We start from the raw sequence: 12480 nt of genomic DNA on the forward strand, positions 1-12480 counted from the left end.
TGAAAGTGTTTCACCCTAATGAAACAAGTGTTTCTTCGTAATGAAACAACTGTTTCACTAGGGTGAAACAGTTTTAGGGTCGTAGTCTCTTAACTCAAATAAGTAAGAAAAAAAAGATAAAGAACCTTGCGAAGAATGGCAAGGGCTGCTGTCAGATGGTTTTCCACAGTACGTTTACTGATCCCCAAATGAGAAGCAATCTCATCATTCGACAAACCTTGTTCACGGCTCATCTGATAGATCCGTCTTCGCTGGGGAGACATTTGTTCGACAGTCTTGTTGATAATATTTTGTAGTTCATGTGCAAAGATAGCTTCCTCGTCCGATTGAGAAATGGAAGCTTCTAATAAAAATTCATTCGTATACTTCTCCGATACAGCCAAACGGTCAAAATAGTCATACACTGTAAAACGAGCCATCTGAAAAAGGTAAGAGGAAAAGGAGTTTACCTCCTTCAGTTTTTCACGCTCTTTCCATAATGAAAGAAACAAATCCTGGGCAATATCACGACTGACCTCCTTATCGTGCGTCAGACCGACAAGGAAGTTCACCAACCTGGGCTGATGACAGAAAAAAAGTCGTTCGAAAGCATTTACGTTTCCTTCAGCGATCTCCTCTAAAATATGTCTCTCCTCTGGTAATTCCATAACTAATGCGAAGTAGCGAAAAATATCAGAAATATCAAAATAAAAAACCACAAACCAATCAGTTCCGTACAAGAGATAATGCCAATTGTCCGCTTGCAAAAAGCTGAAAAAGAGCTGTGGATGTTTTTTTGATGTTTTTGCATATATAATTATTATCTTTGCCCCCGATCAATCGACAAAAACTGAACTAATATAAAATGAAACAATACAACTTCGATGAAGTAATTGAACGCCGCGGCACCAATTGCGTCAAATACGACGGCCTGAAAGAGCGGTATGGTAAGGAGGATCTTCTTCCTCTATGGGTTGCCGATATGGATTTCCGGACCCCGGACTTCATTGTCGACGCAATCAAGAAACGCCTGGAGCACGAGATATTCGGTTACACTTTCGGCTCAGATTCTTACTACAACAGTATTATTGAATGGGTAGATTATAAACAAAAATGGAAGATCAAACGGGAATGGCTCAGCTATATTCCGGGAATCGTCAAAGGAATCGGTTTTGTTATTCAATGTTTTACCAAACCCGGTGACAAAGTAATCATTCAACCTCCCGTATATCACCCTTTCCGTATCGTACCGGAAAGCATGAAACGTGAAGTGGTCAACAATCCACTCAAACTCGTGAACGGCGCTTACGAAATGGATTTCGAACAACTGGAATCCGTGATCGATGAACATTGTAAAGTCCTTATCCTCTGCAACCCGCATAATCCGGGCGGCATCGTCTGGAAGAAAGACACCTTAGTTAAACTGGCTGATATTTGTGCCAAACATAATCTATTGGTGATTTCGGACGAGATACATGCGGAAATGGCTTATCCGCAATTCACACATCATCCTTTTGCCACTGTTTCAGAAGCTGCAGCCAATTGCAGCATCACTTTTATGGCTCCCAGCAAGACTTTCAATATTGCAGGGATCGTCACTTCCTATTCGATTGTACCTAACGATAAGATCCGGAAAGAGTTTTATGAATTCCTGGAAGCCGGGGAATTAGGCGACGGTACAATCTTTGCTTACACGGCAACCGAAGCGGCTTATACCTACGGAGCCGAATGGCTGCAACAAATGCGCATGTATGTAATGGAGAATGTCCGCTTCGTAGACGAATTCTTTAAAACGAAGTTGCCGAAGATAAAGGTATATCCTCCGCAAGCTTCATTTCTTGTCTGGCTGGATTGCCGCGACTTGAAACTGAGCCAGGAACAACTGGTCAACCTGTTTCAGGATAAAGCCGGTCTATTATTAAATGACGGAAGTATGTTCGGACCGGGCGGTGAAGGGCATATGCGCCTAAATGTAGGTTGTCCTCGTTCCGTTCTCGAAACAGCACTGAATGCATTGAAGAAAGCGGTCGATAAAAAATAAAAAAAAAGGTAGATATTCTATGAAGAAAACCCTGTTTTAGCATGTAGAAAACAGGGTTTTTCATATATCTGTAGATAGATCATTCTTTCACATTCAGCTTCCGTCCCAAGTAGTCATAGCGGATAATCAAATCTGAAATCTCCCAGGCTTTTTTAGCCATACGAACTTCTTCGTCCGGGATGCCCGCCGTATCTCCTACTATATTCAACTGAGAGTCGACATCGAAATCCGGTTTCTGCGGATTAAAGATACTCTCGCCGAGTCCTTTCCACCAATAATCGTTTAATCCCAATAAATCAAGCAATGTCGGATAGACATCTATCTGTCCCATCACTTTTCCGTAATACATATTAGACGGCGCATTCAAAATGATAAGCGGAACAAAAGCCTTATCCGACAGGATATTCTTTCCCACCGGATCACTGCACAGTTCTTTCCGAACCGTACCCAAAGCTTCATGGTCTCCCATGATCACAACTAACGTATTTTCAAAACGCTTATCAGATTTGAGCCTGGATATAAACTCTCCTATAGCACGGTCTGTATAATTGGCCATCGTCATATAGCGATTCAATACATCGGGTACATCCTCAGAAAAAAAGACTTTCTTCAACGAATCCGGCAAAATAAAAGGATTATGACCGGAATAGGTTACGCATTGAACCAGTGTATTCCCGGAATCGCTCCAAACTTCATTTTTCTTCATTTTACTCAGACACTGACGCAGGAAAGCACGGTCGCCTACCTGTTTACGCGAACCGACAGGCTCTTCCTGTATAAAACTGCTTTTCGAAATCAGGCTATCATACCCCAACACCGGAGCGATTATACATTGGTTCCAAACCATAGGCTTATCCACCGTCAAACTGTATGCCCGGGCATTCTTATGTTTCTCTTTAAAGGCTTTTACGAGGGAAGGATAATATGATTCCGGAAACTTAATACTATAAGGGCCGGAATTAATAGGCAAAAGTCCTGTACACATCAATAGCTGGGCATCAATAGAACGACCTCCTTTTACCTGTGATAAAACATGAGGTGCATAAATAACCGACGAATCTCGCAGTATCCTGTTCAGATTCGGCGTGATCTCCTGTCCTTCGACAGTCTTATTCAACACCCAGCTTTCCAGCGATTCCGCCAGGATAATAACACAATTATCTTTCGCATACACGTGGGGCAAGACGGATTTGCAATCCGTCTTCCTGGCTAGCCAGGAGTCGATATCATTTTTGATATCTTCCGTATAAACGATCTGATCGCAGGTATAATCATAATAAAGAGAGCCGAATATCGTATACATCGGTACATTACAGGTATGCAAATAAGCATCCTGCAATCTTTCATAAGCAGCCTTAAATCCGTTCTGACTCCAAAGACGAATAGCCGGAATCAATGCTACCAAAAGAATCAGGAGTACGTAACGGGCAATCGAATATCTCTTTCGCTCCTTTCTAACCTGTTTATCCTCCGGCTTCCGGAAATTACGCCACCACAAAATACCGGCGGCAATCGTCGACAAAGGGAAGAACAAATCAACCACTCTGCAGGAATCAATAACACTACTGGAGAAATCAGACAAGTTACTGACCAAAAGGTAACTATCCAGGGGTATTGCTGTAAAATAAGTACGAAAATACATCAGGTTTGCAACAAACAAACCATCCAGTAAAACGAATATGACCAACGTTGTCTTTACCGCACGAAAGCAAATCAAGGGTAACAGTAAAATCAAAGAGACCAGTATAGTATCCAGATAAGTTTCTATTTTAGAAAATGGAGTAAATGTAGACAGCATGCACCAAAGCAAATTAAGCCACATAAACTTCAGAAACAAAAAAACAAAAAACAAACCTATCAATTTCCTGCTCTCCGATCCGTCAGGAAAGAAATAGTTAGTCAATTTAGAAAACCACATTTAGTAAACACTTTTATTTATCTATCGGCAAACACTGTCACATAGAAGTAAGTACAACATCTTTTATTTCATGGGACAAAGATAATTATATTCTCTCTGAAAACATTACATATCTTTATTTTTTAAAGAATAACCAGATAAGTCGGAAATTATACGTAAATTTGTCCTCGTTTTATTTATTACAAATACAATTAAAAATGAAAATTACAGCAAATAAATTCGTTGCGGTTACATACGACCTGAACGTAGGAGAAGGTGAAGAGCGTGAGTTGATGGAAAGAGCAGTGCCTGAAACTCCTTTAAAATTCATTTTCGGAACAGGTGCTATGCTTCCGGCTTTCGAAGATGCTTTGAAAGGCCTGGAAGTAGGCGACAAGTTCGACTTCTCTATCGCTCCGGTTGACGCATACGGAGAATATGTGGAAGATCATGTATTGGATCTGCCGAAAAACATTTTTGAAGTTGAAGGTAAATTCGACTCAGAGGTTATCAAGGAAGGTAACACCGTTCCTATGATGGATTCAAACGGCAACCGCCTGAACGGTTCTGTTCTTGAAGTAAAAGACGATGTTGTTGTGATGGACTTCAACCATCCGTTGGCAGGCGAAACCCTACACTTCAGCGGTGAAGTTATCGACGTTCACGAACCGACAGCAGAAGAAATTGCAGCTTTGTCAGCTCCCGCCGGTGGATGTGGTTGCGGATGCGACGACTGCGGAAGCGATTGCGGTGATCACAATCACGAAGGTGGTTGCGGATGTGGTAGCTGCCACTAAATAATTGAAAATTGATAATTGAAAATGGAAAATTATCTGTGATATGATACTTTTCCATTTTTTGTGTTATCAATTTGGCTTCTTTATATTTTTCAATTTTCCACTTTCAATTTTCAATTACTAAGGTGAATACATTCGGAAATATATACAGATTAACCTCGTTCGGCGAGTCACATGGTCCGGGTATCGGAGGTGTTATAGATGGATGTCCGGCTGGTATCGAACTGGATACAGACTTTATCCAGCAAGAGTTGAATCGTCGTAAACCAGGCCAGTCAAGGATCACAACCCCGCGTAAGGAAGACGACGAAGTACAATTCCTATCCGGTGTTTATGAAGGAAAAACTACCGGTACACCGATCGGATTCATTATCTGGAATAAAAACCAGCATTCGTCTGATTACGACAATATGAAAACGGTTTATCGCCCTTCACATGCAGACTATACTTATCAGATGAAGTATGGTATCCGTGATCCTAAAGGAGGCGGACGTTCGTCGGCTCGTGAAACGATAGCCCGATGTGTTGCCGGAGCAATTGCCAAGCTTGCACTACGCCAGACAGGCATAAATATACAGGCATTCACCTCACAGGTCGGCCCTATCAAACTGGATGGTACTTATAAAGATTATGATCTGAATCTGACAGAAGAAAATGCAGTAAGATGTCCCGATCCGGAGAAAGCAGCCGAAATGGAAAAGCTGATTGCAGAAGTGAAGTCGAAAGGCGACACGATCGGTGGTGTAATTACTTGTGTGGTAAAAGGTACGCCTGTCGGACTGGGAGAACCTGTATTTGGTAAGCTGCATGCGGCTTTAGGACACGCCATGCTAACAATCAATGCAGTGAAAGGGTTCGAATACGGTGACGGATTTAATGCAGCTCTTTACCGCGGTTCCGAACGTAACGACCGTTTCTTTAATGACAACGGACATATCAATACCCGTACAAATAATTCAGGAGGTATACAGGGAGGTATTTCCAACGGTCAGGATATTTATTTCCGTGTTGCATTCAAATCGGTAGCAACCATCCTTATGGAACAGGAAACCGTTAATATGGATGGTGAAGATACTATCCTGAAAGCTCGCGGACGTCATGACCCATGCGTCCTGCCTCGCGCCGTTCCCATTGTGGAATCGATGACGGCAATGACGCTATTAGATTATCTGTTGCTCCAAAAAACAAGAGAGTAAGACAGTTGACAAGTGACAATTGACAGTTTGAAACTCGAATACGAAATTTATCTGTCAACTGTCACTTGGCAACTATTCATGATGGTAAGGCTCATTATTCAAGATTGTCATTGCCCGGTAAACCTGTTCTACAAAGATTAAACGGATCATCTGATGCGAGAAGGTCATTTTGCTTAATGAAATCTTTTCTGAAGCGGCTTTATAAACAGCCTCACTGAATCCATAAGGGCCGCCGACAACAAAGACCAGGCGCTTCGAAACCGTATGCATCTTCCTTTCAATATAAGCAGAGAATTGCATCGAAGTAAACTCTTTACCCTTATCATCCAGCAAAACCAACTGATCGCCAGCCTGTAATGCCTTTAAAATCAGTTCTCCTTCCTTTTCTTTTTGCTGCGATTCCGACAAATTCTTCACGTTCTTTATATCCGGAATAACCTCCATCTCAAATGGGATGTAATGGACTAAACGGTTTTTGTATTCATTGATTGCCTCCACAAAATAGCCGGCATCCGTTTTACCTATTACGACCAGTGCAATTTTCATTCGTTTACATTATTAGTATTGAAGGCGCTAATTTACAGGAAAAATACATACCTTTGCATCAGAAAACTCATAAAAAGAGGAGATAGCTTATGAAACGATTATTACTTACATTGGCATTGATACTCTCATTTTTGAGCGTCATGGCAGCCGATATTACTCCTATATCAAATGCCTTCAAAGGAGGAAATGCCTCTTCACTAACAGGAGCGATGGACCAGGAAGTAGACATAGCCTTGCCCGGCTCTTCCAAGAAATGCAACGGAAGCGAAGCTGTTAAGATGCTTTCTACGTTCTTTGGTAGCAATAAACCTACAGGTTTTTCCGTAGTTCATCACGCAGATAAAAAAGATGCCGGCTTCTTTGTCGGTAAACTTCCGACAGCCTCCGGTGAATATCGTGTGAACATCACTTACCGTGCCGACGGCGACAAAGCGATTATACAATCAATCAGAATAGAATAACAAATGGATCAGTTAATTGACGACTTAATTAAATTATCGTTTGCCGAAGATATCGGCGACGGCGATCATACAACTTTATGCTGTATTCCCGAAACAGCTATGGGAAAAAGCCAGCTTATCATTAAAGAAGATGGCGTTCTGGCCGGCGTAGAGATGGCAAAACGTATCTTCCATGACTTCGACCCGGAACTAAAAATGACTATCTTTATTAATGACGGTGCAGAAGTAAAGAAAGGGGACATTGCTTTTACAGTAGAAGGAAAAACACAGTCGCTGTTGCAAACAGAACGCTTGATGCTGAACGTTATGCAACGCATGAGCGGTATCGCTACGACTACCCGTAAATATGTTAAAGCATTGGAAGGTACCAAAACCCGTGTATTGGATACCCGCAAAACAACACCGGGTATGCGTATGATGGAAAAAGATGCTGTTAAGATCGGCGGCGGCGTTAATCACCGTATCGGACTTTTCGATATGATCCTGTTGAAAGATAATCACGTAGACTTTGCCGGTGGCATCGAACAGGCCATTACCCGTGCACAGAACTACTTGAAAGAAAAAGGCAAAAACCTGAAGATCGAAATAGAAGTACGTAACTTCGACGAATTGCAGCAAGCAATGAACGTTGGAGGTATCGACCGCATCATGCTGGACAACTTCAATATCGAAGACACCAAAAAGGCAGTCGAAATGATCGGCGGACGCTACGAGACAGAATCATCCGGCGGTATCACATTCGATACACTGCGTGACTATGCTGAATGCGGTGTCGACTTTATCTCTGTCGGAGCGTTGACCCATTCAGTCAAGAGTCTCGACATGAGTTTAAAGGCTTGCTAAGAGATTTTTTATAAGGCGGATGATGATTATCCGCCTTTCTTTTTATATATTTGCCAAAGTATTAACAAAACAACTATCAACTATGAAAAATATTACAACAATTCATCGGCGGAAGATGCCTAACACATCCGGTTTACTTCCCAAAGTAAACAAAAAGACCCAAAAAGCGATCTATTTGGAAGCTAGCAAATACATTAGCGACCTCACCAAGTTGATATTCGGAGGTATCATTTTAACGAATGTATTAAGTTTTAATATTGATAAAATGATTATCTTTGTATTCGGATTATTTGCAGTTATAGTTCTTACAAGTCTTAGTCTATTATTATTTTTAAAAGGAAAGGAGTAAATTATGGGATTTGTCTATTTATGTATTACACTAACTGTTCCATGTATAATTTTCTTTATTTGGCTATTGACACCTAAAGGCCAAAGATGGTTGCATGAGAAATAATGATTTACAAGAAATAAGATATAGAAAAGGCGGAATCTCTTTCGCCTTTTTCATTTTTACTTGATACGAATTACCTGATTATCCTTCAACTGATACTTCTCCCCGCTTTCCGGACAGACAGCAAAGCCATCTCCGTCAAAATGCAGCCGATGACCATACTCACTCACCCAGCCTATCTGTTTGGATGGATTACCAACAACCAGGGCATAAGGCGGAATTTCCTTAGTCACAACCGCTCCTGCACCAATCAAAGCATACGCCCCTATATTATGTCCGCAGACAATCGTAGCATTCGCCCCGATAGTCGCCCCTTTACCGACATGTGTTTTCGTATACCGGTCTTTCCGGCTGACGGCACTTCGGGGATTGATAACGTTCGTAAAGACGCAGCTGGGACCTAAGAAAACATCATCCTCACAAGTCACCCCTGTATAAACAGACACATTGTTCTGCACCTTCACGTTATTTCCCAAAACAACTTCCGGTGAGATAACAACATTCTGTCCGATATTACACCGTTCGCCGATCGTACAACCCGACATGATATGTGAGAAATGCCAGATACGAGTATCATCCCCGATCGTACAGCCGGAATCGATCACTGCTGTCTCGTGTGCCTGATAAGTTGCCATAAGAGATTATTTATAGATTAAGAAAATAGTCGGTTTTTTACTCAGGTCGGGTACTTTCCCTGCCCAATCTTTTACCGGACGCGTATGAATGTATTCATCTTCACACGTGATATCCGAAGCGATGCACAGCTTGGTAGACGGACGGCAGGTACGGATCAGCTCCTCAGCCAGCTTGTTATTGCGATAAGGCGTCTCGATAAAAAGCTGTGTCTGATTTTCCGAATAGATGCGGCCCTCCAGCTTCTTGATCGTATTGGTACGCTCCGACGCATCGATAGGCAGATACCCGTGAAAAGCGAAGCTCTGCCCGTTGAAACCGGAAGCCATTACCGACATCAGAATGGAAGACGGTCCCACCAACGGCACGACCGGATAATTCTTCCGCTGCGCAATCGCTACCACATCCGCTCCCGGATCGGCAACTGCCGGACAACCCGCTTCCGAAATAACCCCCACATGTTCACCTTTCGCCAAAGGAGCCAGATAACCCGCCACATCTTCCGGAGAAGTGTGCTTGTTCAACTCATAAAAAGTCAGGTCATCAATGACAATGGAAGGCTCCGTCTTTTTCAGAAAACGACGTGCAGTACGTATATTTTCAACAATAAAATGTCTGATCTGAAGGATTATTTCACGATTATATTCCGGCAGGACCCGACGATGCTCGGTATCCCCCAATGTAACCGGTATAAGGAAAAGCGATGCTTGCATACTGTTAGTTTTCTGCAAAGTTAGTACTTTTGCACCAAACAAACAGAATAAGATGGCACTTCCTATCGAATTTATCGCACGCACCCGTGCTTTACTAGGCGAAGAATATGACAAACTGGAAGCCGCATTGCAAGCGGACGTTCCCGTCAGTATCCGTATCAATCAGCGCAAAGGGACTGGGGCACCCGCAACCCCACCGGTTGCCTGGAGCGAAACCGGCTATTACCTGCCCCAACGTCTTTCGTTTACGTTCGACCCGCTGTTTCATGCCGGAGCCTATTATGTGCAGGAAGCATCATCGATGTTCCTGGAGCAAGCCATCCGTACGTTTGTCAGCGAACCGGTCAAATGTCTGGACCTCTGTGCTGCACCAGGCGGTAAATCCACCCATCTGCTGAGTCTTTTACCCGAAGGAAGCCTGCTGGTCAGCAACGAAGTGATCCGTACACGCAGTAATATCCTGGCAGAAAATATCACTAAGTGGGGTAATCCGAACAGCATCGTTACCAACAACGACCCGGAAGAGATAGGCCGTCTGACACATCTCTTCGATGTCATCGTCACCGATGTACCCTGCTCCGGCGAAGGCATGTTCCGCAAAGATACCGACAGCACCGGCGAGTGGAGTGTGGCAAACGTAAACCTGTGTGCCGCCCGCCAGCGCCGCATTATCCACGATATCTGGAATGCACTCAAGCCCGGCGGACTGCTCATTTACAGTACCTGTACGTACAACACCGAGGAAGACGAGGACAATATACATTACATACAGGAAGAATTGGGAGCGGAAGCCCTGACTATTCCGGTCAAAGAAGAATGGCAGATCACCGGTCCTCTGCATTACGACCATCCGGTTTACCGCTTCTTCCCGCACAAAACAAAAGGGGAAGGTTTCTTCCTCGCCGTTTTGCGCAAAGCCCCCGGCGAGATAGAAGAAATTCGTCCGAAAGGAAAAAGCAAGAAAGAGAAAGGGAAAGCAGCTCCTGCCGTCCCGCCTCAGGTAAGCCACTGGATACAGAATCCGGAGACGTTCCGGATAGAAGTGTCGGGCGACATCCTGCAAGCCCTGCCTGCCGCCCATCATGACACCTGGCAAATCCTGTCCGGTCAGTTACGTATCGTATCCGCCGGCATACGCGTAGGCGAACTGAAAGGGAAAGACATCTTACCGGCTCACTCACTGGCATTGAGCACGGCACTGGACAAAACGGCTTTTACCTGCGTAGAGATCAGTTGGGAAGAAGCCGTCAAATACCTGAAAAAAGAAGCATTGGTCCTTCCTCCAGAGATAGAAAAAGGATATGTATTAGTCTGTTACAAAGGCTTCCCACTCGGTTTTGTCAAACATTTGGGAAACCGTGCAAACAACCTTTATCCGCAGGAATGGAGGATTCGCAGCAGTTACCTTCCTGAACAGGTACTGCTATTTCCATAACCTCTTTGCCTGCTCACGCAAAGACCCTTTGCCCAGTAAGGCAAAATACCTTTGCATGGGCAGGCAAAACGATCACTTCACCATCGGACGTACCGTATGAAGCGACGCCTCTATCTTACGTATATAATTCCGTTTGTTTGTTTCCGGAGCAAAAACAAGCCCTTCGGTAACAATCACACGCTGTTTCTTCGTATCCAGGAAAGCATGACTGACAAAGGGTCCTCCCATTTTATCGCCTACCATCTTCCACAGGCCACGTAACACACCGCAATATTTTTCATTCAGCATGATCGGTTCATAAGTCAGTCCGGCACGCGTTTCTGTTGCCATATACGAATTAGGGAAAGCACCGGGCAGGTTGCATTTCAGAACCGAGTCGCGTTTAGCCACCAGATACTCTTCCGTAAATGTATTTTCATCCGTATACGGAAAAGAATACACCAACAGATCGACACGCCCCGTATTGGCATTGTTCGATACCCACAGGAAATCGGTAGTATCCTTGTAGTAAGTCATATCTTCCGGAGCATGGAGACTGATATTGAATTTCTCCTGCACCTTATCCATTGCCAGCTTGCTGTAATGTTCTTTCAGAATAGCCACACGACGTTCCTTTTCTATGCTGCAAAAATGATTCACCAGATCGGAGTCATGCAGCGTCAGATACGTCACCAGTTCCTGTATTGACGGAGCATTGAGCTTTATTACTTCCTGATTCTTAGCCCATTCATCCTTATACCCGTTCAATGCCACCATCGTATATTTCGTCGGATCGATATCTACAATAAGAATATTACGGACATATCTCAACAGACCATCGAAGGTCTCGTTGGGAACGAAAGTAACCCGCATGGAGGGTTCAGGTTGCGGAAGCCCTGCCACCGAAGAGTTCAGCTGCTCTTTTACCAATTCACCGACCTCGCTCTCTCCTACTTCTTTGCTCATAACAACCAAAATTTCATAAGGCAGACCGGTCGCACGTTTCTCCACTACGGAGCTATTGCAACTCATTAAAGTAAGCAAACCTAACAGGTAAACGATACATAGACATTGTGTTCTCATAAGCATTATTCTTTATTCTATTTCAGAGTTAATTGTTTATGGCAGCAAAGATAGAATACAAAAAGAAAGGGAAGAAAGAAGCATACCGGACAAATGCGCACAAGCATAACTAACTATGCAACAACGCCATAACCCTGTTTACAATCCATTAAACTACCATTTAACAGGACAATTCCCATCTCAGGGATACGAGTGTTGCGTGATTATTTACTTCTCCTTACCACCTTTTTTCAACGATACTATAGCCTTTTTTCACTGGAGTACTTACTTTTTGTTGCCAGGATGCCCGTCTCCCCCCTTTTCACACCCGGATCTTGACGATGCTCACACCCGGATGTAAACCTCATTCAGACCCGGATGTCAGACAACATATATCACTACTCCACTGATTTTAAGTCATATACTTACTCAAATTATATAGTAATC

13 protein-coding genes are annotated in these 12480 nt (G+C 43.5%); 7 read left to right on the plus strand and 6 right to left on the minus strand.

What is annotated here, in order from left to right; genetic code table 11:
* Nucleotides 1-89 precede the first annotated feature (89 nt).
* Nucleotides 90-647 carry an RNA polymerase sigma-70 factor gene (locus DXD68_RS06740; protein ID WP_122361096.1) on the minus strand — a complete coding sequence of 186 codons (558 nt, stop codon included), beginning with the start codon at nt 645-647 and terminating at the stop codon, nt 90-92.
* Between the two features lie 197 nt (nt 648-844).
* Here DXD68_RS06740 and DXD68_RS06745 point away from each other — a divergent pair, with 197 nt between their 5' ends.
* Complete coding sequence (locus DXD68_RS06745; protein WP_122360870.1) at nt 845-2020, plus strand: MalY/PatB family protein; 1176 nt, start codon at nt 845-847, stop codon at nt 2018-2020.
* A 79-nt stretch (nt 2021-2099) separates the two neighbouring features.
* Here the strand turns inward: DXD68_RS06745 and DXD68_RS06750 are convergent, their stop codons facing one another.
* Entirely contained in the window at nt 2100-3818 is a 1719-nt protein-coding gene (locus DXD68_RS06750; RefSeq protein ID WP_233577019.1) for an LTA synthase family protein, read from the minus strand.
* 317 nt (nt 3819-4135) lie between these two features.
* Here DXD68_RS06750 and DXD68_RS06755 point away from each other — a divergent pair, with 317 nt between their 5' ends.
* Nucleotides 4136-4714 (plus strand): peptidylprolyl isomerase, encoded by a 579-nt coding sequence (locus DXD68_RS06755; RefSeq protein WP_122360872.1) that lies wholly within the window; start codon nt 4136-4138, stop codon nt 4712-4714.
* Between the two features lie 125 nt (nt 4715-4839).
* Complete coding sequence (gene aroC / locus DXD68_RS06760; protein WP_075556272.1) at nt 4840-5910, plus strand: chorismate synthase; 1071 nt, start codon at nt 4840-4842, stop codon at nt 5908-5910.
* 72 nt (nt 5911-5982) lie between these two features.
* Here the strand turns inward: aroC and rlmH are convergent, their stop codons facing one another.
* Nucleotides 5983-6456 carry a 23S rRNA (pseudouridine(1915)-N(3))-methyltransferase RlmH gene (rlmH, locus tag DXD68_RS06765; RefSeq protein WP_075556271.1) on the minus strand — a complete coding sequence of 158 codons (474 nt, stop codon included), beginning with the start codon at nt 6454-6456 and terminating at the stop codon, nt 5983-5985.
* Nucleotides 6457-6545: 89 nt separating this feature from the next.
* On the opposite strand from rlmH, the gene DXD68_RS06770 reads away from it, so the two are divergent.
* The 3 genes from DXD68_RS06770 to DXD68_RS24730 all read left to right on the plus strand — a co-directional run bounded on the left by DXD68_RS06770 (nt 6546) and on the right by DXD68_RS24730 (nt 8109).
* Nucleotides 6546-6917, plus strand: a complete 372-nt coding sequence (locus tag DXD68_RS06770; RefSeq protein WP_087880576.1) for a DUF4783 domain-containing protein — start codon at nt 6546-6548, stop codon at nt 6915-6917.
* A gap of 3 nt (nt 6918-6920) precedes the next feature.
* Entirely contained in the window at nt 6921-7760 is an 840-nt protein-coding gene (gene nadC, locus DXD68_RS06775; RefSeq protein ID WP_122360873.1) for a carboxylating nicotinate-nucleotide diphosphorylase, read from the plus strand.
* A 115-nt stretch (nt 7761-7875) separates the two neighbouring features.
* Nucleotides 7876-8109, plus strand: coding sequence for a DUF6722 family protein (locus tag DXD68_RS24730; RefSeq protein WP_122361097.1), 234 nt, complete (start codon nt 7876-7878; stop codon nt 8107-8109).
* Nucleotides 8110-8270: 161 nt separating this feature from the next.
* On the opposite strand, the gene DXD68_RS06785 is transcribed toward DXD68_RS24730, so the two are convergent.
* On the minus strand, nt 8271-8846 hold the full coding sequence (locus DXD68_RS06785) for an acyltransferase (protein WP_122360874.1): 576 nt from the start codon (nt 8844-8846) through the stop codon (nt 8271-8273).
* Between the two features lie 6 nt (nt 8847-8852).
* Nucleotides 8853-9557, minus strand: a complete 705-nt coding sequence (locus tag DXD68_RS06790; RefSeq protein ID WP_122360875.1) for an SAM-dependent methyltransferase — start codon at nt 9555-9557, stop codon at nt 8853-8855.
* Nucleotides 9558-9609: 52 nt separating this feature from the next.
* Here DXD68_RS06790 and DXD68_RS06795 point away from each other — a divergent pair, with 52 nt between their 5' ends.
* Complete coding sequence (locus DXD68_RS06795; RefSeq protein WP_122360876.1) at nt 9610-10992, plus strand: methyltransferase RsmF C-terminal domain-like protein; 1383 nt, start codon at nt 9610-9612, stop codon at nt 10990-10992.
* Between the two features lie 72 nt (nt 10993-11064).
* On the opposite strand, the gene DXD68_RS06800 is transcribed toward DXD68_RS06795, so the two are convergent.
* Nucleotides 11065-12054, minus strand: a complete 990-nt coding sequence (locus tag DXD68_RS06800) for a DUF4837 family protein (protein WP_122360877.1) — start codon at nt 12052-12054, stop codon at nt 11065-11067.
* Between the last annotated feature and the right edge of the window lie 426 nt (nt 12055-12480).

Source organism: Parabacteroides sp. TM07-1AC (assembly GCF_003480915.1).
GTDB lineage: Bacteria > Bacteroidota > Bacteroidia > Bacteroidales > Tannerellaceae > Parabacteroides > Parabacteroides chongii.

What these genes read in the sequence shown, in the direction of transcription:
- rlmH (WP_075556271.1), bottom strand. Translation starts at nt 6,456, where the DNA reads ATGAAAATTGCACTGGTCGTAATAGGTAAAACGGATGCCGGCTATTTT.
- DXD68_RS06785 (WP_122360874.1), bottom strand. Translation starts at nt 8,846, where the DNA reads ATGGCAACTTATCAGGCACACGAGACAGCAGTGATCGATTCCGGCTGT.
- DXD68_RS06740 (WP_122361096.1), bottom strand. Translation starts at nt 647, where the DNA reads ATGGAATTACCAGAGGAGAGACATATTTTAGAGGAGATCGCTGAAGGA.
- DXD68_RS06790 (WP_122360875.1), bottom strand. Translation starts at nt 9,557, where the DNA reads ATGCAAGCATCGCTTTTCCTTATACCGGTTACATTGGGGGATACCGAG.
- DXD68_RS06795 (WP_122360876.1), top strand. Translation starts at nt 9,610, where the DNA reads ATGGCACTTCCTATCGAATTTATCGCACGCACCCGTGCTTTACTAGGC.
- DXD68_RS06770 (WP_087880576.1), top strand. Translation starts at nt 6,546, where the DNA reads ATGAAACGATTATTACTTACATTGGCATTGATACTCTCATTTTTGAGC.
- DXD68_RS06750 (WP_233577019.1), bottom strand. Translation starts at nt 3,818, where the DNA reads ATGCTGTCTACATTTACTCCATTTTCTAAAATAGAAACTTATCTGGAT.
- DXD68_RS06755 (WP_122360872.1), top strand. Translation starts at nt 4,136, where the DNA reads ATGAAAATTACAGCAAATAAATTCGTTGCGGTTACATACGACCTGAAC.
- DXD68_RS06745 (WP_122360870.1), top strand. Translation starts at nt 845, where the DNA reads ATGAAACAATACAACTTCGATGAAGTAATTGAACGCCGCGGCACCAAT.
- DXD68_RS06800 (WP_122360877.1), bottom strand. Translation starts at nt 12,054, where the DNA reads ATGAGAACACAATGTCTATGTATCGTTTACCTGTTAGGTTTGCTTACT.
- nadC (WP_122360873.1), top strand. Translation starts at nt 6,921, where the DNA reads ATGGATCAGTTAATTGACGACTTAATTAAATTATCGTTTGCCGAAGAT.
- DXD68_RS24730 (WP_122361097.1), top strand. Translation starts at nt 7,876, where the DNA reads ATGCCTAACACATCCGGTTTACTTCCCAAAGTAAACAAAAAGACCCAA.